The following is an 18,296-nucleotide window of genomic DNA, read 5'->3' on the forward strand; positions in this document are numbered from 1 at the left end:
ACTTGCCCACCACGAAACCCCATTTCACATCCCCTTTATCGACCCAAGAACCGCTGATTCCCAAGCTCAGAGCGCGAGTTCGATTCTCGTCACCCGCTCCATGAAAAAGCCCCAGGCCAGCGGCCGGGGGCTTTCTTGTTGTCTAGACCTCTTGTCGAGTGTCGTGCGCCAAGTCCACGTCTCGGGGACCGCAGCAAACGATCCCAGACTGTTGGCTGCACAAACCAGACTCGCCGAGCTGGTAGCTGCCCTCGATACCCACGCTGACGAGGTGCACAGCATCGGCAGTTGCCGCCAGGCCGTAGCTAGAATTGATGAGGAGCTCCGCGAGCCGGCGCCCGACGGACGCCGGCTCACCGAGACCCTGGAGATGCTGAGCCTCTCGCTCGGGTCCGCCACGTCCCTGACCTCGCTCGCCGGATCACTTCGAAGTGCGATCGAGGCACTTCTCAGCTGAAGAATCTCCGCCCTTTTTCGCTACGCGAAGACCCAAACCCAGCTGGAGGCCAAGCGCCACGGCTACGTGGGGCAGGGTCGGCAGCCCTGCCCCACGTCCGCGAACCTCACGCTGACGGCTGGCTGGAAGGCACATGGGCGTCCGCGCTCCTGGCCGTCATCGCCGCCGCTCGCTGGCACGACCAACGACAGCACAACCAGCAGACCGCAGCCGCCCACCAGACTCTGCTCCACCTCCAGACCGCCTACGACCGAACCTCATCCGGGCACCTGCTTGCCGCCGGCCAGCATCGACCGCCTCAGAAGGTCGCAGTCCGGTACGCCCAGCTCATCCGCCAGACCGCCCCCACACACGCCGACCAAACCCTCGCCGACCCCGCCACAGATGCACTGACCGCCGCATTGGCCGCCGCGGAGACCGCAGGCCACGATCCCGAACTCCTGTTGCAGCAGGCAGCAGACGAACGCGCCCTCGACGACGCCCGCTCCCCAGCACACACACTGGCCTGACGCGTACATCGGCTCTCTCCGCGACCCACGCCGGGCCAGCGAGCTCTCACTGCCCAGGCACACAGCACCGTTCTACGCCCAGTCGTTTCGTCGAAGCCTGCGGCGTCGGCCACGCCCACCGCTCCCACATCTACATCTCGCCCTCGGCGGAGGTGACCGCCTCTCGGCGGCTGCCCCGCGTCATCGAACCTGGATCGTCTGCCATCAAGTTGAACGACCGGCAGTCGGAGGGTTGAATGCCTCACTTGTTTCCCTCGGTCCGAAGACGCGGAATGATCGGCATATGGACGTGGCGGATCAACTGGTGCGATCGGCGGACGCCGGCGACGTGATCTCGGTAGCGCGGCAGCTGGAGCTGGGTACTGGGGTGGATGCGCCGGACACGAGCGGGCGTACGGCGCTGGATGTGGCAGCGGGGCGGGGACATGCCGATGTCGTCCGTCTACTCATTGCTGCGGGGGCCGAACTGGAGCAGCGGGCGGGTGAGTACGAGGAGTCGACGCCGCTGTGCCTGGCGGCGATCCGTGGGCACACGGCAGTCGTGGGGGCTCTGCTCGATGCCGGCGCCCGTACCGGAGCCCAGGGCAGGATGGGCTATGTGCCGCTGGTGTTGGCAGCCACGGCTGGGAACGAGGGGTACCCGGAGACGGTAGATCTGTTGCTGGACCACGGGGCGGATGTCAACGCGGTGATGAAGCGCAAGACCGCCCTCGACTGGGCGGCCAGGTTCGGACAGATACCGATGGTGCGCCACCTGCTCAGCCGCGGCGCCGCCCCGTCGACCCAGGCTCTGACCAACGCGTGTGAGCCCACCGACCTTGATCCGTAGTGGCGGCGGAAGACCGGGCGCCTCGCCGCCGTGCCGCTCAGGGCGGGCGCCACGGCCGGCGCGGAACAGGTCGTTCGGCATCTACGTGAGCAGGATGGTCCCGGTACGGAAGTCAAGAATCAGGCGTAGTGGACGCGCGGAATCTGGGCCGCCGGCCCCGTTCGGCTTTGCTCTTACGAAACCACCGGTCGTCCAACTTCGATGGCAAACGGTCCAGGTCTATGGCACGGGACAGCGGCACCGCAGCGTGCACGAATCAACTGCTTCTTCCCGACCGGAGCTGAGAGAGGACGTGCACGACCGACAAGTCGTCCTGGTCCTTGTCTCGCTCCCAGATGGAGAGCACTCGAGCCGCGGCCTCGGCCATGTCCGTGGGCAGGCCAGCCGGGCGAAGAGTGTCGGCGACCTCGTCCATCTCGGGCGCCCAGCGCCAGGCCCGGGCTGCCACGCTCGGCAAGTACTCCGGATCGGAGAGGATCGCGGAAACCATGATCTCGGCTTCGCCTGTGAGCTGATCACCGACTCCATGGGCGTCGGCGAGCGCATGGGCGACGCCGGCGAGGGTGCGAGCGGCCTTCTGGTAACTGGCGAAGGCCATCTTCAGAGCGGAAGCGGAACCGACGGCTTCACCGACCCGGCGCACTTTCAGGGCGGAGTCGGTAAACAACGACGCGACCGGCTCGACGGCGGGGCCGACCCCTGCGAGATAGAGCCGTGCCGTGCGCCCCTCGCCTGGCGGCTGACCGAAAACGGCACCGTCGACGACTGCGGAGCCGGGGCGAATCTCCTCGGCGATGCGCCGTACGCGTTGAGGGCTGATGGCGTTGACATCGACGTACACCCCCGAGAAGCCGTGTGCGACCACCGCCGCTGCAACGTCCTCCGCCGCCTGTGGTGGACAGACCGAGAGAACAACCGCGGGCGCCTGGAAGTCGGGCTCGCCCTCGCCCGGGACCGCCCCCGGCCCCACCAAGAGCTTGGCGCGACTTCGCTGCCCGTAGTCCGGGCAGTTGGAACGGCTGTGGGACTGATCGATCTGGTCGATCATCAGCTCGAATGGCGCAGTCCGCCCTCGCACTTCCTCGACTGCGGAGTACGAAAGGGTAACTCAGGGCTCAAGTCAGCCTGTCGCCAGGCGCTGAAGCAGACTGGAAGGTATTAGAGCCTTGAGATCCAGAAGGGCTTCTCGATGTAGAGGGCGAGGTAGCCGCTCTCGAACTCTGGCCGTTCTACTCCACTGACCTCGAGTGTCGGCGTACCGCCGGCACTGGAGTTCTGGAAGGCACTCTCGGACGCGTCGACGAAGGCTTGGTACTTCATCGTCCGGACGGCACCATCGAAGCCTGGCCCGCGCAGACCCTCGACGCGGGACGCCATCTTCAGGAGGAAATCGTTGGTAAAGCCATCCACTGCTTCATTCGGCTGATTTGCATAGAGAACCTGGTGATACTCGACGAACCGGTCCTCTGCCAGTGCGGCGCGCAACGCGTTCACGGCTTTCTTCGAGCCGTTGCCGCCCAACTTGCCGTCGAGAAAAGACGCGAGTGTGTAGTGGACCTGTACTGAACCGTCCCGAGTCAGTTCGTGCAGTTCAGCCCCGGCGTCCTGTGTCTCGAACTCCTGACAGGCCGGGCAGCGCGGATCCTCAAAAAGCTGGACGGTGGTACCCGCGCCCTCATCACCGACCACTACGGTCGTCCCGTCCGCGCCTAGAGACTCAGGTATGTCAGCGTCGGTGGCATAACCCGTACGCACCCCACAGGCCAGGAGGAACATCCCAAGGAGGACGGCGAATACCGGCCCTCGGATCCCGCGCTTCACCTGCATAGATGCCCCTCCCCGATGGCGAATGGCCCGGATTATACGTGGCGGCCCGCAAGCCGGAGCACCAGCTCTTCCACCATCGACGTCACGGTCGCCGAGGTCGCGCTCCGCCAGTCGAAGCCGGTCGCCCTGCTGACCTCCGACAGCGACGACATGACCAAGCCCTGCGGCAACCAGGTCCGCGTCATCCCCCTATGACCCACCAGCCCACCCGGAGCATGTACCTCGGCAGGTGCTGTTGCGGCTACGCCACTCGTGCCCCATCCGTGCCCAGCGGAGCGGACAACAACGGTCATGTATGACAACCCGGGGGACTGCTTCGACGTCACACGTCTCGACCAAATTCGCAGGTCAGAGCCGATACAGTCGTTCAGGAACCGCTGATTCCCAAGCTCAGAGCGCGAGTTCGATTCTCGTCACCCGCTCTTTGATGAAGGCCCCCGGTCAGCGACCGGGGCCTTTCTTGTGCTCGGGGTCGGCCCGACTGTGGAGGCTATGGGACGGCTAGAACTACGGGGTCGCCGGCGAACGTGGCGTTCTAACGTGTGCAGACGTGAATGATCACAGCTCGCGGGCGGGGCGGGCTTCCAGCGGGTGACGGGGAGCGCTGATGGATCGGATTGCCGAGCGGCGGGCCGGGGTCGGTGATGCGCGGGCTCTGGTGGGTGAACTGCGGCGGGCACTCGTGCTGATGCCCTACGACCGGGGTGGGTTGTAGACCGCCGAATTTGGTGGGGCGGTGGGTGTGCGGAATCACCGATGAGGCGGCGTTGGCCCGGTTCGCGGCGGAGCGGGCTGTGGTGGAGGCGACCGGGGGCATCTCCACTTCCAGGACCAGAGCAACAAGGGCGCGAAGTACCAGTACGACTTCGATACGGGAAAGTTCGAAGGGCTTCCACGCAGCTTCGCGAAAGCCGTCGGAAGCGCTCCGGTCTTCATCGCAGGAATCAGAAAGGGGCTCGCCGCACTCGGCGAGGGATAGGCATGCGAAGCAATCCTCGGATGCGGGAGATCCTGCGGACGACAGACATCTCCGACCTGAGCGATCAAGACATTCCCCCCATGTTCCTTCAGGTCGTGGAGCGCGGATGGTCCCTCACGGCTGCCGGTGGGCGCGTGCTGACCGACCTCTGTCCGGAGGCACCTGGCACCTATGTCGACCGACTCACGGAGGAGACGACGATCAACGGGAGGGGGATGACCGGCTACGACGTCCCGGCCGCACCGGACGAACGTACGCCCCTTCTCGTCCGGAGGTGCCTGGCGTATGTGTGCGCCTGCCTTCGGAAAGCGCAGGAGGAGTTCGGTGACACGCAGGTGAAGGCGTACGTCTCCCTCTCCTTCGCCGATACCGAGGAGGGCCTCCTCACCTCCAACGTCACCTTCTGCACGCCGCTTCCCGACGTCCGTCCCTACATCCCGGACCTGGAGGCTGTTACGGACGCGGCCGTCGCGGAGATCTCGCTGGAGGACTGCCCGGCTTGGCCATGAGGGCCCTTTGGCCCCCTCTGCTCGTGCCCTATCCGTGCCCAGCGGAGCGGACAACAGCAGTCGTGTACGGCGCCGGGAGGTCATACCAACCTCACACGCCTCGACCAAACATGCAGGTCAGAGCCGATACGGCCGTTCAAGAACCGCTGATTCCCAAGCTCAGAGCGCGAGTTCGATTCTCGTCACCCGCTCCATGAAAAAGCCCCAGGCCAGCGGCCGGGGGCTTCTTTGTTGTCTGGACCGGTCTAATCATCGCGCACCATCTGCGCACCGCCTCGCCCCCTTTCAGCCGCCAGAGACCTTCACAAACCGCCAAGGGAAGCGCTCGGCCATGCCCAGAAGCTCAGGCCACTTCCGGGATGGACAGATGCCTCTCACGCACGTCGCTCTCTTGGCTATGCCGCGCAGCGCCGTGCCAGAACCTGACAGTCGGACAGGCGGGACCCCTCTGCTGTGGCCACGGGTCCGGGTCCCGGTGCCCGGGAGCGCAACCACCGCCGCCCCTAGCAACCTGCGCGAGGCGGCTGACGACGCTGAGACAGACCCGGACATGTTCGCTCAGCCGCATCGGACCTCGTCCATCCAGGGGACAAGAAACGATCCTGGCCGCGAGGAGGGACTATGCCCTGCGGTGGGGTGGCACTGTCCGGTCATGAAGATGATCAAGACTCTGACCGCAGTTGTCGCCAGCGCCTGCCTCGCAGCCACACCCTTGGGCGAGGCGTCAGCGGCGCCGCACTGGAACAAGAGCGTGAAGTGCGAGGAGACCGATCCCGAGGGACGGGTGATCCCTACCCGTTACGGAAACGCCGATCTCGGCTGGAATCACTTCTCGGGTAAGCACAACATCAAGAAGTGCCGGGTGGTCGACGCGGCCCTGGCCGGGAAGGTCGACAAGAAGAACGGAGGCAGACTCGAGTACTACGGGGTTGCCCGCAACCAGACCAAGCTGGTCGAGATCGTGGTCATCGTGCAGTACGCGCGCCGTACGGCCGATGGCGAGTACGACGCAGGCAGGGGCAAGAAGATCGGTGTCATCACGGCCTATTGCAAGGGCATGAACAGGTGCCCGGACTGGATCAACGAGTGAATGACCTCGACGGGGAAACGGTTGAGCAACAGGCGCACATCACGCGCTTTCTCCTCGATTTCACAGCGGTGCCCCTTACCGAGGGGACCTTCCTACGCGGTGTGCTGCCGACGCGGGATGCGGTCCGGGTCGTGACCGGAGTTGCCGACGCGATTGGGCCACACGAACTGGTCTCCTATGAAGTCCCGTTGTCGGACGAGGACGGGGAGCCGGTGACCGCCCCCCTGGTCCTTGGCTGGACACGCACGCTCACATCCGGCCCTCTCCCCCACACGGACGCGACCGTGATGGGCATGCCGCTTGTCCCGGTGGACACCACCGCCCTCGAACCCGCCGACTCGACCCGCACGGATCAAGTGCTACGCGTGCTGCGCACGTTGGCCTGGCCTTTCGTCGAGACCCCGCCCAGCCCGGCACTCTGCGGGTTCCTCTTCACCGGACGGGACAGCATGCGTCTCTACCTCGCGGTCGAGAAGACCGAGGGCCTGATCGCGGCCGACGTACAGCTCACCGGCGCGTTGACCGCACTGCTGGCCGCCCTGCCCTCACTCATCGGCGAAGAGGAACGCTGGGTGACAGACACATCCGACCCCCACTGTGTCCACGCAGTCGACCTGACCACCTGGTAACGACCCGGCCACACCGCACCAGGACGCCCTGAGAGCTGGCCCGCTGCATCTGCCCCCAGCCCATCGGCGCAACCGCATCCTGATGGTGGCCACCCGACGATCGCCATCGGCCGCGCAACCCAGACCGGACGCCCGTCCGAGCGGTTGCCCACACGGGCGCCCGTGCCACAACGTGCCAGAAGGGACGGTAAACAGCGGTCACCAAAGGGCTGACGGAGTAGCCGGGCCGATGCCACCGGTACGCGTTCCTTCAGGTCAGACGCTATACACGAGACCAAGCACCGGTTGATTCCCAAGCTCAGAGCGCGAGTTCGATTCTCGTCACCCGCTCTTCGAGAAGCCCCAGGCCAGCGGCCGGGGGCTTTTTTGTTGCCACAAGCCCAATCAGGCACCCTGTGCCCGCTCTGCACCCGACGTGCCCGTCGGCTTCCTCCAGCTGATGCACCCCACGGACACCTATGTCAACTATGATAGTTGCTATACGCTTCAGCGTATGGAGACGAAGACGTACACAACCATGGACCTGCGCAAGGGGATGGGCGAGATCCTGGACCGGACTCGGATCGCCGGTGAGGCCGCCGCCATCACCCGCAAGGGTAAGACGGTTGCCTACCTGGTGCCGGCCGAGTGGTTCGAGGAGATGGGCCGCGGGCGCCAGCCACACGAGGACCGACACGAGGCGGCCTGACCCACCCCCACACCAAGGAGCACGAACCATGCCCGCCCACGCACTCCACTTCGATGGGTACGAGGGGGAACCCCTGCGGTTGCCGCCCATGCCCGAACACACGCCTCAAGCACTTCGGTTGGCGATTCAGGAACACACTCCGCACCTCCTCCCTGACTTTGAGGCGCACTGGAAGCGCGTCATCGGCGACGCCTTCAACATCACCCCAGTGCCCGCCTTCATGCGCCTGTGGTGGACGCAGTACGCCATCGCCCGGAATCCCGTCCCCGACTCGCACCTTCGCGACCTCGAAGCCCGCGCCGCCAAGTCCGAGGACCCCGAGGAGTCCATCCGGCTTCTGGAGGAGTACAGCCGCCTCCGGCACGAAGCCGCTGACAGGGAGCCCGGAGAGCGATCGACGAACCTCCCCGGCCGCCTTGGCAGATGGATTGGACGAAGCAGGCGCAACACGACTTCCGGAACATGCCCGCCTAGGCCAGAGACCTGGTGCTGAGCGCACGTGCGGAACTGATCACAGCCGATGACCCGTACTTCCGGGGAATCGACGCCGATGCCTCGCTCACGTACTGGATGACTGTCCGGCTGGATGACTGTCCGGCCCCTGGCCTCCAAGAGCCCCGGTGGCCCCCACATTGTGGACCTGGCCGGTGGACGCGGCTGGCTCATCTACACCTTCATGCGGCGCCACGCCGATCCCCAGATCGTCGTCACCGAAGCCTTCTGGGCCTGACGTCGGTGACACCGCAGCGTCCGCAGCACAAGTGGCTTCCGTTCCGTTCTCCGTCACCCGCTCCAGCACAGAACCTCAGACCGGTGACCCGCGTGGACGTGCCCCAACCGTGCCCAGCAGAGCGGACGGCATCACCGGTCGCGCGTAGGGCGGTTCGTCGGACGCTGGGGATTCACACCGATTTCCCACGCTCCCCCGACCTGCTCGGGACAGTGGCCCGGCACGCTCAACGGCATGGGACGCACACTCGATACCAGGGCGCGGGTCACGCGCCTGCTTCAGCGCGCGGGGTTCGACGCCGGTGCGGATGCGGTGGACGCCGCCGCGCGGGACGGGTTCGACGCGACCCTCGACCGGGTGCTGGGAAAGGCGGTCGACGTCGGTCTCGATGCCACACCCGCGCCTCGGTTGGGGCCGTTGCCACCTCGCAACGCGGAGGCGCGGGAGAGGCAGAAGGGGCGCGGGCAGGAACGGCGCTCCGGCGGTGCCTCCGATCCCGCCCCCTCGGCGTCAGAGGCCGGCGGAACGGACGACGCCGCGAGTAAGGCGGACGACCCCGTGCGGAAGGCGTACCGCCAGGCTCTGCGTGAGCAGCGGGAGGAGCTGACCTTGTGGTGGCTGGACCGGATGGTGGCCACCGAGCATCCGTGGGAGGAGAAGCGCACCCTGCTGTGGCACAACCACTGGGCCACCTCGATCCAGAAGGTGAAGTCCGGCGCGGCGATGCTCCAGCAGAACGAGACGCTGCGGCGCCTCGGCGGCGGTGACTTCCGGGCGCTGGCCCGTGCCATGGTCGTCGACCCCGCACTGTTGGTGTGGCTCGACGCCGGCGGCAGTACGGCGAAGGCACCCAACGAGAACCTGGCCCGGGAGCTGATGGAGCTGTTCGTCCTGGGTGTCGGCAACTACACCGAGACCGACGTGCGGCAGGCGGCAGCGGTGCTCACCGGGTGGACCGTGGACCGCAGTGCGCATCCGTGGAAGGCTCGATTCCGATCACGTCGGCATGATCCGGCTCCGCGCACCGTGGTCGGGGTGAAGGCCGGCTTCACCGCCCAGACGCTCGTCGACCATCTGGTCAGTCTCCCGGATTCGCACACCCATGTGGCGGCGCGTATGTGGCGCGCGCTCGTGAGCAGCGAGACTGGCCCGGATGAGGCGGCGTTGGAAAAAATCACCGACGCCTACGGGAAGCAGCGCGACAGCACCGCGATGTTCCGGGCCCTGTTCACCGATGCCGCCTTCTCGGACGCCGACAGCGTGCTCGTCAAGCAGCCGGTCGAGTACGTGGTGGGCAGTCTGCGCGCGTTGGGCGTCAAGCCCTCTGAGTTGCCGGAGAAGACACGGAGGCAGGTGCTGATCCGCACGCTGAGCGGGCTGGGGCAGGTCCTCTTCGCGCCCGAGAGCGTCGGCGGCTGGCCGGCCGGAGCCGCCTGGCTGACCACGGCGGCCGCGCAGGTGCGGATCGGGTTCGCGGAAGGCCTCGTGCGGCAGGCCGATCTGAGTGACGTCGAGCGCGCCTCCGTAGGCGAACGCCCCGAGCTGCTCGCCCGGAAGCTGGGCACCGGTGGCTGGGGCGACGCCACCCGCGAGGCTCTCGCCGCATCGGCAAAGGACCCGCGCAAGGTCACGGCTCTCGCGCTGACCGCCCCCGAACACCTCGTACTGAGCTGAAGGAGACAGCGACCGTGGACACCTGGACCCGACGCAAGTTCCTCACCACCAGCGGGGTCGCCGGAGGCGTCGCACTCGCCGCCGGAGCGACCGCGTGGGGCGTGGACGAACTGCTCGCGACCGGCTCCGGCGAGCCGGACTCCGACGCCTCGGTGCTCGTACTCGTCACTCTGTACGGCGGTAACGACGGGCTCAACACCCTGGTTCCGGCCGCCGATCCCCGCTATCAGGACCTGCGCGGCGATCTCGCCTACGCGGAGAAGGAGGTCCTGCCCCTCGGGGAGGGGCTCGGGCTGAACCCGGGCATGAGCGGGTTGAAGAAGCTCTGGGACGAGCGCCGGCTCGCGGTCGTCCGGGGGGTCTCGTATCCCAAGCCCGACCACAGCCACTTCCGGTCGATGGCAATCTGGCAGACCGCGTCGCCCTCAGGACCGGTGCCCTCCGGCTGGCTGGGTCGCTGGCTGGACCACGCCGCCGACGGCGATCCGCTGAAGGGGGTGTCCGTGGGCGCCACTTTGCCGCCGTTGATGGCCGGGGAGACCACCGCAGGAGCGGCCGTACGGCTCGGGGGCCGGAAGCTGCCGGATGCCTGGCTGCGCCGCTGCACCGCGTTGTCGGACGTCGAGCGGGACGCCCACCCGCTGCTCCGGCGGGCCGGGGCCTCCTTGTCCGATCTGGTGAAGGTCTCCTCTTCCTTCGGCGGGGGCGGGGAGGAACCGAAGACACAGGACCCCGGAGAGCCTCGCGACGAGGACGAGAAGGAGGGGAACGAAGGAGCTTCGGCGGGCGGTCAAGGGGCGCTCGGCGCACAACTCGACGTCGTGGCGCGGGCGATCGAGGCCGGGGTGTCGACACGCGCCTACAGCGTGAGCCTCGGCGGCTTCGACACGCACGCCAACGAGAAGGCGACCCAGTCCCGGCTGCTCGGCGGGCTCGACAAGGACCTGACCCGCTTCCTGGAACGCGTACGGAAGACGAAGGCCGGGCGGCAGGTCGTCGTCGCCGTCTACTCGGAGTTCGGCCGCCGCCCCCACGCAAACGCCAGCCAGGGCACCGACCACGGCACCTCGGGGCCGGTGTTCGTCCTCGGCGAGCCGGTGAAGGGCGGCTTCTACGGCGACCAGCCGAGTCTGACCGAGCTGACCGACGACGACCTGCGCACCACGACCGATTTCCGCGATGTGTACGCCACGCTGCTGCGCGGTGTTCTGGACACCGAACCCGACAGGGTCCTGGACGGTCATGCCGGGAGCCTGGCGTTCCTGTGAGGGCCGGAGCCTTATGCGCCGGTGGGTGCCGGGGGCCTGGTGCGGCGGTGGGTGCCGGGGGCCTGGTGCGGCGGTGGGTGCCGGGGGCCTGGTGTGGCGGTGGGTGCCGGGGCCTGGTGTGGCGGTGGGTGCCGGGGCCTGGTGTGGCGGTCCGCCCTATCCAGCCCGGTCCGGCCTCGTACATCAGTCGCCCGACGACTTCCTCAGGCGTTCGACGACTTCCTCGGCCGGTCGTCGCGGACGTCGTCGTCGCGGAGATCGTCGTCAGGCAGGGTCACCGTCACCCTCGTGCCCGCGCCCGGCGCACTGGTGAGGGCGACCGTCCCGCCGTGCGCCTCCGCGATCGCTGCCACGATCGCCAACCCCAGTCCGCTGCCGTCGCCGCCGGCGGCCGGGGCAGCGCGGTAGAAGCGCTCGAACACCTGCGGCAGCGCCTCCGCCCCGATACCGGGACCCTCATCGGCGACCTCGATCTCGATGTGCGCGCCTGCGGACGTGGCCGCGTCGGTGTCGTACGGCCGGCCGCTCCCCGGTGGTCCGGGCCTTGTCCCGTACGCGGCGTCGGTGACGGTGGTCGTCCGTACAGCGATCCGGGCCCCCGTTCCGGGCGGGGTGTGATTACGGACGTTGGCCAGCAGGTTGTCCAGGACACGCCGCAACTGCTCGGCGTCGCCGTGCACTTCGGTACCGTCCCGCGCCGTCACGGAGAGCGGCCGGTCGGGGTCGACGGCGCGGGCCGCCGCCACCGCCTCGTGGACGACCGCTGCCAGGTCCACCGGCCGGTGGTTCCCGGTCGGTACGGCATCCAGACGGGCGAGCAGCAGCAGGTCGTTCACCAGGCGTCGCATCCGCAGCGCCTCCCGGGTGATGCCGTCCATCGCCCGGTCCCGCTGTTCGGGCACCGTGAGGGCACCCTGCTGGTACAGATCGGCGTAGCCGAGCACGGCCGTCACAGGGGTCCGCAGCTCGTGCGAGGCGTCGGCCACGAACCGGCGCAGACGGTCCTGCGTGGCCTGTTGCCGGGCCAGCATCATGTTCAGGGCCAGTCCGAGTCTGCCCACCTCGGTGCCCGGGTCGGCCGGACCGACCTCGACGGCGGTGTGTCCGGCGGCGATGGTGTCCGCGGCGTGCGCCATCCCCTCAAGGGGCCGCAGTCCTCGCCGCAGGATCCACAGTCCGGCGCCCGCCAGCAGCACCAGCGCGCCTCCGGTGGCGGTCGCCTCGATGATCAGCAGGCGTCGCAGTGTGCCCTGTGTCTGGTCCAGCGGTACGGCGACGACGAGGGTGCCGCGCCCCGGAACGCGCTGCGTAAGCATGCGGTACTCCGGGCCCCCCGGCCGCGCCGGGCCCACGGTGACCGGCTCCCGGCCGCCCGGCCGGGGAAGCGGGTCGGGGACCTTCGGTGCGGCGTCCGAGGGGTCGCGCAGCCCCGGCGCCAGCTCTCGCACCCTTCCGTCGGGGCGGTACAGCTGGACGTGGAACTCGGATGCCCCCAGCAGCCGGACGTCGTTACCGAGTCGCGCTTCCGCCCCGGGCTCGCTCAACTGCTGGGCCACTCGCTGGCGTACGGCCCGCAGCGTGGTGTCCGTACGGTCGATGAGATAGCCGCGAAGGGCCCCGTAGACCACCGCGTCCAGCGCGAGCAGCACGATTGCGGCGAGCGCCAGAACCGCCAGCAGGAGACGACCGCGCAACGAGCGGGGTCGCAGAACCAGCCGTCCGGCACTTCGCGGGCTCATCGGCCGTCCGGGGCGCGCAGGGTGTAGCCGATGCCACGGCGGGTCTCGATCAACGGCGGTCCCAGTGAGTCGAGTTTGCGGCGGAGGTAGGAGACGTAGGTCTTCACCACCCCTGGGTCCCCGTCCGCGAAGTCCCACACGTGTTCCAGGAGTTGTGCGTGGGTGAGCACCTTCCCCCGGTTCCTCAGCAGATGGCACAACAGCCGGTACTCGGTGGGAGACAGGTCCACCCGCTGCCCTGCCCGGCGCACCTCATAGGTGTCCGTGTCCACTTCGAGGTCGGCGCAGACGAGTGCGGCACCTGCCTTACTGCCCTCGCCCCGGCGCATCACCGCCCGTACCCGGGCCGCCACCTCGGCCAGGCGGAACGGCTTGGTGATGTAGTCGTCGGCGCCAAGATCGAGCCCGTCCACCACATCGGATCCGTTCTCGCGGGCGGTCAGGAACACCACGGCCACGTCCGAGCCGCCCTGCCGTAGCCGCCGGACCACTTCGAAGCCGTCCAGGTCGGGCAGCATGACATCGAGCAGCACGAGGTCGGGAGCGTGCTCCCGGACAGCCGCGAGCGCGGCGCGCCCCGTCGTCGCCTCGGCCACCTCGTACCCGAGGAAGCGCAGCGAAGTCGCCAGGACATCGAGGATGGCGGGCTCGTCGTCCACGACGAGCAGCCGACTCCCCGATGGTGCTTTCTCTGTCCTCATGGACACGCATCGTGGCATCTTCTGGCGGGTGGGGAGCCGACCGGGCCCGAGGTTCTTGCCCCCGGGGCAGGGGACGAGGAGCCGATGAGGGACCGGCCCGTGCCGAGCGATGCACCGACCACCCGGACCGCACCCGGCAGGGTTCGTCGCGCTGCCGACGTCGTGCCCGTCCCCACGTCTCCACCCAGGGCATGCGACCGCGATCGTCAAGACTGGGGCCAGTGATCCGGGACGACCCGTGCATACTCCAGTATGCTTGGGTTCATGTCCTCGACGACTCGTATCACCGTCACGCTCCCCAGCGACCAGGTGGCGGAGCTCCGTAAGCTCACGGACAACGTCTCCGGCTATGTGGCGGAAGCCGTAGCCCGCCAGATCCGGCACCAGCTCCTGGGCGACGACCTCCGCCGTCACGAGGAGGAGCACGGCCCCTTCAGCGAGGAGGAGCTCGCCGAGGCCCGCGCGAAGATCTTCGGCTCCGCCGGCACCTCCACAGGCGCGGACGCCGCGTGAGCGAGCGCGTCGAGACCGTTGTCCTGGACTCGGAAGGACTCTCCGCCTGGATCGCGCAGGACCGCAAGCTGCTCGCGATGCTTCAGGTCTTCCACGACATGGGAGCCGACCTCGTGATCGGGGCGAACACCATCGTGGAAGTGAGCCACTCCCGCACCAGCACGCCCCGCCTGAACTGGGCCCTGTCCCGTGTCAAGGTGGAGCCCGTCACTGACCGGGCGGCGAAGGCGGCGGCTGAGCTCCTCAAAGGCGCCGGGCTGCACGGGCACAAGTACGCCATTGACGCCACAGTCGCCGAGGTCGCGCTCCGCCAGCCGAAACCCGTCGCCCTGCTGACGTCCGACAGCGACGACATGACCAAGCTCTGCGGAAGCCAGGTTCGCGTCATCCCTCTCTGACCCGCCGGCCCACCCCGAACACACCCCATGGCAGGGTCCGCTATATCGCCGCCCTCGTGCCCCATCCGTGCCCAGCAGGGCGGGCAACAACGGTCACGCACGGCTTCAACAGACCGTGGCCGTCCCCGCCGACCAACACAAAAGCACAGTTCAGCGCCTCTCTATCGGCCCAAGCACCGCTGATTCCCAAGCTCAGAGCGCGAGTTCGATTCTCGTCACCCGCTCCACATGAAAGCCCCAGCTCAGAGGCCTGGGGCTTCTTCGTTTGGGCCACCTCGGATGCGTCCGGTCGGCTTCGGTGGCCTCTCCCTGGATAATCGACGTATGGCATCACAGCCCAGTCTTTCTGATCTCCGCCGTGACAGGTTTGCCCGGCGCACGCCCGCAGCGCTCTCCGAGCTTGTCGGCCCCGAGCGCGGCACGGTGCGCCTGCCACTTCACCTGGCATGGTCGGGACTGACCACGTTCGACCTCGACCAGCCACGGCTACGGATGAGCTACTACCGCATCGTGTTGGCCGAGGGCCAGCACGACGACCTGATCCGGTACCTCAACCGCGGCCTCCTCGTCAGCTTGTGGCCCACGCTGCGCACACTGATCAGCCGTGATGTCCGTGAAGTCTGGGAACACGCCTTCGACGAGCTGGCTCACAGCGCCCAGGCTGCTGCGTGAACCTCACCGATCTGCACCGTCGCCTGCTGGCTGATGTACTCGCCGTGGGCGGTGCCTACCCTCTGGCGCTTACCGGCGGCTACGCAGTTCAGGCACACGGCCTGGTCGACCGGCTCAGCCAGGACCTCGACGTAGCGACCGAGAACCCCGATCGCATGGAGGACATCGCTGCTGCCGTGCGCGCCGGCCTGGAACAACACGGGTGGCAGGTCAGCGCTCTGGAAACAGACCCGCTCTCCGCACGCCTGATCGTCACCGATCCCGCCAGTCACGAAAAGTGCGAGGTCGACATCCTCAAGGAAGCGCTCTGGCGACCGCCCGTACACACCGACCACGGATTGGTGCTGTCCCTTGAAGATGTCGTCGGAACCAAAGTTCGCGCACTCTTCGACCGCGGACTCGCCAGGGACCTGATCGACGTACAGGCTGCCGCGAACCGCTGGAGCCATATCGAACTCGAAGAGCTCGGTCGACGTCACGCCCGCGACTCCTTCGACCTGAGCGAGCTCCAAGCACGGTTGATGGGAGCCGACTGGATCGACGACACGGAATTCGCCGCCTACGGACTCGACGAACAAGCGATCACCGGGCTGCGCCAGTGGGCGCAGGCATGGGCCACCGACATCGGCGAACGGCTCCAAGAGCTGGAGACTCCGCACGACGACTGATGGCCGGATGCGCTCAGCACAATGCACGCCAGGACACTCGGCCCACGCTCTGCCGTGCCCCATCCGTGCCCAGCAGAGCGGACAACAGCGGTCAGGTACAGCCTCCAGAGATCATGGCAGTCCAGGCTTCTCCGCAGAAAAGTCCAGTTCAGAGCCCTTCCATGGGCCCAAGGACCATTGATTCCCAAGCTCAGAGCGCGAGTTCGATTCTCGTCACCCGCTCTTCCACGAACCTCCAGGTCATCGACCTGGGGTTCGTCGTTGCCTAGACCTTCCTAAGCGCCTTGCACCATCTCCGTACGACCCGACGCCTTTTCGCGGCACTCGCGGTCGCTCCTTGTCCGCCCTCGGGATCGCCGCACGTGCCCGCCGCTCTATCGTTAGGCGGTCGGATGGGCACGCCTGGCCACATGCCGAGGTGGCGCGTCATCGGGAGCGGGGAAGCGACATGGATGACAAGGCGCCAGCTACGGTGCTGGAACTCGACGCGTATCGAGGCGAGTTGGTTCGCTACTGCTATCGCATGCTGGGGTCGTACGCAGAAGCCGAGGATGCCGCTCAGCAGACCCTCGTCCGAGCTTGGCAGAACGCCGGGCAGTTCGCGGGCAGGTCGTCCCTGCGCTCATGGGTGTACCGAATCGCCACCAACGTGTGTCTGGACGCCCTAGCTGCCGGGAGGCGGCGGGCGCTGCCGATGGACCTGTCCGGGCCGTCGGACGGCGCCGCGCCCCCAGGCGCGCCGGCGGACAGCGCGCTGTGGATCGCCCCCTTGCCCGGTGGCGATCCGGCGGCTTCCGCGATGACCGGTGAGTCGGTGCGGCTGGCGTTCGTCGCCGCGCTCCAGCACCTGCCGCCCAAGCAGCGGGCCACGCTGATCCTGCGGGACGTACTCGGCTTCTCGGCCCGCGAGGTCGCCGACCTGCACGGCTGCACCGTCGCCTCCGCCAACAGCGCCCTGCAGCGGGCCCGCGTCACTCTGGCCGATCGCCGGAACGGGGTCGACGGACTCGGCTCGCCGACACCCGGCAGTGTCCGGCGGGTCTTGGCCGAGCGGTACGCCTCGGCATTCTCCCGGTACGACATGGAGGAGCTGGGCTTGCTGCTTCACGTCGACGCCACACTGTCCCTGCCGCCGTACGCGAAGTGGATGCACGGAGTGGGCGACATCGAATCCTGGCTGACCGGACCAGCCATCGGCTGCCGCGGATCACGACTCGTCCCGACCGTGGCGAACGACTCCCCCGCGTTCGGCCAGTACCGGCCCCGTACGGACGGGACCGGCTACGAGCCCTGGGCGCTCCAAGTCGTCGAGTTCTCCGGCGACCACATCGCGAGCATCACGGCATTCCGTGACACCGCGCTCCTCTTCCCTCTGTTCGGCCTGCCGGGATACCTGAGCGGTGACGCATGCCTCGGCGTCCCGACCTGATCACTTGGTGCTGTCCTCGGTGAGAGTATGGGCGACGAGGGCATTTGCATGGCCGTGGCCGAGTCCGTGCGCGGACTTGAGCCAGCCGACCAGCTCCATGTGCTTGGTGAGCGGGGAGGAACGAATGAGCCCTTTCCACTCGGCGATCGGACGGCCGTACTTCTTCTCGATGGACGGGAAGTAGCTGGCAGGGCCCTTCACGGCGTTGTCGGTCATGGATGCTCCGTTTCGTATCGTGATCATCTTGGTGGTACCGGTGAGAACGGCGTTTGGTCAGTGGTCGCCTGGAGCGTCGTCCAGCCGCGCCATCACCGCGCTCAGCCACAACAGACCGAGGCCGGCACTGGTGGTGAACGCCAGAACCGACGCGGCAGAGGCCATGAACCCGGCGAGGACAGCCATAGGCATGACACGCGACGCCACGGCCCAGCCCCGGAGACCTCGGGTGTCGAGCGGGCCAGCCAGAACAACGAAGGCGGCACACAGAGCGACATAGCCGATCATCCCGGCGACCATGTGGGCTGCACCGTGCCCACTCATCACCGTCGTGTCCGGGGAGCCTGCAGGGAAGCCCGCACCGGCGTCGGCCGGGAAGGCGGCTGCGGCCCAGAAGGAGAGGCCGAACACGCCGACCAGAGCCGGTGCCCACTTCCCGGCAGGACCGCTGCGCAGAGTCCGACGCAACCCGGCCGCGCCGGCGACCAGCAGCGCTCCGGTGAACACGAAACTCAGCGTCTGAACCCAGCCGCCCCCACCCAGAGCGAGTTGGCTGATCGCGTTTCGGGTGAAGTCAAAGCCGTCGCGCGTGAGGCCCTGGGTGAGTCCGGCCGCGAGGAACAGTGGACCTGCCACCACACCACCGACCGTGAGCCACCGCGCCGTGGATCGCTGAATGGTGGTTACCGAGTGGATGGGGCCAGGTGTGGTGAACGTGCCGGTCATGGCGTGCCCTCCTCGTTGCGACGGTGTCACCCATATGACCGACAA

General features: G+C 67.7%; 20 protein-coding genes and 3 pseudogenes. 17 read left to right on the forward strand and 6 right to left on the reverse strand.

Features of this window, described 5'->3' with window-relative positions:
* Positions 1-211: 211 nt before the first annotated feature.
* The gene (locus ACZ601_RS18145; RefSeq protein ID WP_469538874.1) at positions 212-457 is read left to right on the forward strand and encodes a hypothetical protein; all 246 of its coding nucleotides are present in this window, start codon (positions 212-214) and stop codon (positions 455-457) included.
* A gap of 792 nt (positions 458-1,249) precedes the next feature.
* Positions 1,250-1,795, forward strand: a complete 546-nt coding sequence (locus ACZ601_RS18150; RefSeq protein WP_469538876.1) for an ankyrin repeat domain-containing protein — start codon at positions 1,250-1,252, stop codon at positions 1,793-1,795.
* 256 nt (positions 1,796-2,051) lie between these two features.
* On the opposite strand, the gene ACZ601_RS18155 is transcribed toward ACZ601_RS18150, so the two are convergent.
* Together ACZ601_RS18155 and ACZ601_RS18160 are read right to left on the reverse strand one after the other, a co-directional pair.
* On the reverse strand, positions 2,052-2,843 hold the full coding sequence (locus ACZ601_RS18155; protein WP_469538879.1) for an NAD(P)-dependent oxidoreductase: 792 nt from the start codon (positions 2,841-2,843) through the stop codon (positions 2,052-2,054).
* 110 nt (positions 2,844-2,953) lie between these two features.
* Positions 2,954-3,622: a DsbA family protein gene (locus ACZ601_RS18160; RefSeq protein WP_469538882.1), complete on the reverse strand. Its 669-nt coding sequence runs from the start codon at positions 3,620-3,622 to the stop codon at positions 2,954-2,956.
* 75 nt (positions 3,623-3,697) lie between these two features.
* Between ACZ601_RS18160 and ACZ601_RS18165 the strand changes: the two are divergent.
* From ACZ601_RS18165 to ACZ601_RS18210, 10 genes and pseudogenes are all read left to right on the forward strand, one after another.
* Positions 3,698-3,817: pseudogene (locus tag ACZ601_RS18165) on the forward strand (DNA-binding protein); the annotation flags it as partial.
* A 412-nt stretch (positions 3,818-4,229) separates the two neighbouring features.
* A pseudogene (locus ACZ601_RS18170) lies at positions 4,230-4,446 on the forward strand (hypothetical protein); the annotation flags it as partial.
* Positions 4,447-4,621: 175 nt separating this feature from the next.
* Positions 4,622-5,110 carry a hypothetical protein gene (locus ACZ601_RS18175; RefSeq protein ID WP_469538885.1) on the forward strand — a complete coding sequence of 163 codons (489 nt, stop codon included), beginning with the start codon at positions 4,622-4,624 and terminating at the stop codon, positions 5,108-5,110.
* A 652-nt stretch (positions 5,111-5,762) separates the two neighbouring features.
* The gene (locus tag ACZ601_RS18180; RefSeq protein ID WP_469538888.1) at positions 5,763-6,200 is read left to right on the forward strand and encodes a hypothetical protein; all 438 of its coding nucleotides are present in this window, start codon (positions 5,763-5,765) and stop codon (positions 6,198-6,200) included.
* Positions 6,197-6,829: a hypothetical protein gene (locus tag ACZ601_RS18185; protein ID WP_469538890.1), complete on the forward strand. Its 633-nt coding sequence runs from the start codon at positions 6,197-6,199 to the stop codon at positions 6,827-6,829. Before ACZ601_RS18180 ends, ACZ601_RS18185 begins: the two co-directional genes overlap by 4 nt.
* 493 nt (positions 6,830-7,322) lie before the next feature.
* Entirely contained in the window at positions 7,323-7,517 is a 195-nt protein-coding gene (locus ACZ601_RS18190; RefSeq protein ID WP_469538893.1) for a type II toxin-antitoxin system Phd/YefM family antitoxin, read from the forward strand.
* A gap of 28 nt (positions 7,518-7,545) precedes the next feature.
* A pseudogene (locus tag ACZ601_RS18195) lies at positions 7,546-7,908 on the forward strand (hypothetical protein); the annotation flags it as partial.
* Between the two features lie 195 nt (positions 7,909-8,103).
* Positions 8,104-8,247, forward strand: a complete 144-nt coding sequence (locus ACZ601_RS18200; RefSeq protein WP_469538896.1) for a hypothetical protein — start codon at positions 8,104-8,106, stop codon at positions 8,245-8,247.
* A 234-nt stretch (positions 8,248-8,481) separates the two neighbouring features.
* Positions 8,482-9,921 (forward strand): DUF1800 domain-containing protein, encoded by a 1,440-nt coding sequence (locus ACZ601_RS18205; protein ID WP_469538899.1) that lies wholly within the window; start codon positions 8,482-8,484, stop codon positions 9,919-9,921.
* 14 nt (positions 9,922-9,935) lie between these two features.
* Positions 9,936-11,189: a DUF1501 domain-containing protein gene (locus tag ACZ601_RS18210; protein WP_469538902.1), complete on the forward strand. Its 1,254-nt coding sequence runs from the start codon at positions 9,936-9,938 to the stop codon at positions 11,187-11,189.
* Between the two features lie 203 nt (positions 11,190-11,392).
* Here the strand turns inward: ACZ601_RS18210 and ACZ601_RS18215 are convergent, their stop codons facing one another.
* Together ACZ601_RS18215 and ACZ601_RS18220 are read right to left on the reverse strand one after the other, a co-directional pair.
* Positions 11,393-12,928 (reverse strand): sensor histidine kinase, encoded by a 1,536-nt coding sequence (locus tag ACZ601_RS18215; protein WP_469538905.1) that lies wholly within the window; start codon positions 12,926-12,928, stop codon positions 11,393-11,395.
* Complete coding sequence (locus ACZ601_RS18220; RefSeq protein ID WP_469538907.1) at positions 12,925-13,629, reverse strand: response regulator transcription factor; 705 nt, start codon at positions 13,627-13,629, stop codon at positions 12,925-12,927. The genes ACZ601_RS18215 and ACZ601_RS18220 overlap by 4 nt, the downstream gene beginning before the upstream one ends.
* A 264-nt stretch (positions 13,630-13,893) precedes the next feature.
* Here ACZ601_RS18220 and ACZ601_RS18225 point away from each other — a divergent pair, with 264 nt between their 5' ends.
* The 5 genes from ACZ601_RS18225 to ACZ601_RS18245 all read left to right on the forward strand — a co-directional run bounded on the left by ACZ601_RS18225 (position 13,894) and on the right by ACZ601_RS18245 (position 17,309).
* Positions 13,894-14,142, forward strand: a complete 249-nt coding sequence (locus ACZ601_RS18225) for a type II toxin-antitoxin system CcdA family antitoxin (RefSeq protein WP_469538910.1) — start codon at positions 13,894-13,896, stop codon at positions 14,140-14,142.
* Positions 14,139-14,540, forward strand: coding sequence for a DNA-binding protein (locus ACZ601_RS18230; RefSeq protein WP_469538913.1), 402 nt, complete (start codon positions 14,139-14,141; stop codon positions 14,538-14,540). Before ACZ601_RS18225 ends, ACZ601_RS18230 begins: the two co-directional genes overlap by 4 nt.
* A gap of 324 nt (positions 14,541-14,864) precedes the next feature.
* Positions 14,865-15,212 (forward strand): transcriptional regulator, encoded by a 348-nt coding sequence (locus ACZ601_RS18235; protein WP_469538915.1) that lies wholly within the window; start codon positions 14,865-14,867, stop codon positions 15,210-15,212.
* The gene (locus tag ACZ601_RS18240) at positions 15,209-15,880 is read left to right on the forward strand and encodes a nucleotidyl transferase AbiEii/AbiGii toxin family protein (protein WP_469538918.1); all 672 of its coding nucleotides are present in this window, start codon (positions 15,209-15,211) and stop codon (positions 15,878-15,880) included. The genes ACZ601_RS18235 and ACZ601_RS18240 overlap by 4 nt, the downstream gene beginning before the upstream one ends.
* Positions 15,881-16,328: 448 nt before the next feature.
* Positions 16,329-17,309 carry a sigma-70 family RNA polymerase sigma factor gene (locus ACZ601_RS18245; protein WP_469538921.1) on the forward strand — a complete coding sequence of 327 codons (981 nt, stop codon included), beginning with the start codon at positions 16,329-16,331 and terminating at the stop codon, positions 17,307-17,309.
* Here the strand turns inward: ACZ601_RS18245 and ACZ601_RS18250 are convergent, their stop codons facing one another.
* On the reverse strand, positions 17,310-17,525 hold the full coding sequence (locus tag ACZ601_RS18250; protein ID WP_469538923.1) for a DUF4287 domain-containing protein: 216 nt from the start codon (positions 17,523-17,525) through the stop codon (positions 17,310-17,312).
* 57 nt (positions 17,526-17,582) lie between these two features.
* Positions 17,583-18,251 carry a DUF998 domain-containing protein gene (locus ACZ601_RS18255; protein ID WP_469538925.1) on the reverse strand — a complete coding sequence of 223 codons (669 nt, stop codon included), beginning with the start codon at positions 18,249-18,251 and terminating at the stop codon, positions 17,583-17,585.
* Positions 18,252-18,296: the final 45 nt, after the last annotated feature.

Source organism: Streptomyces sp. NPDC104307 (assembly GCF_055584045.1).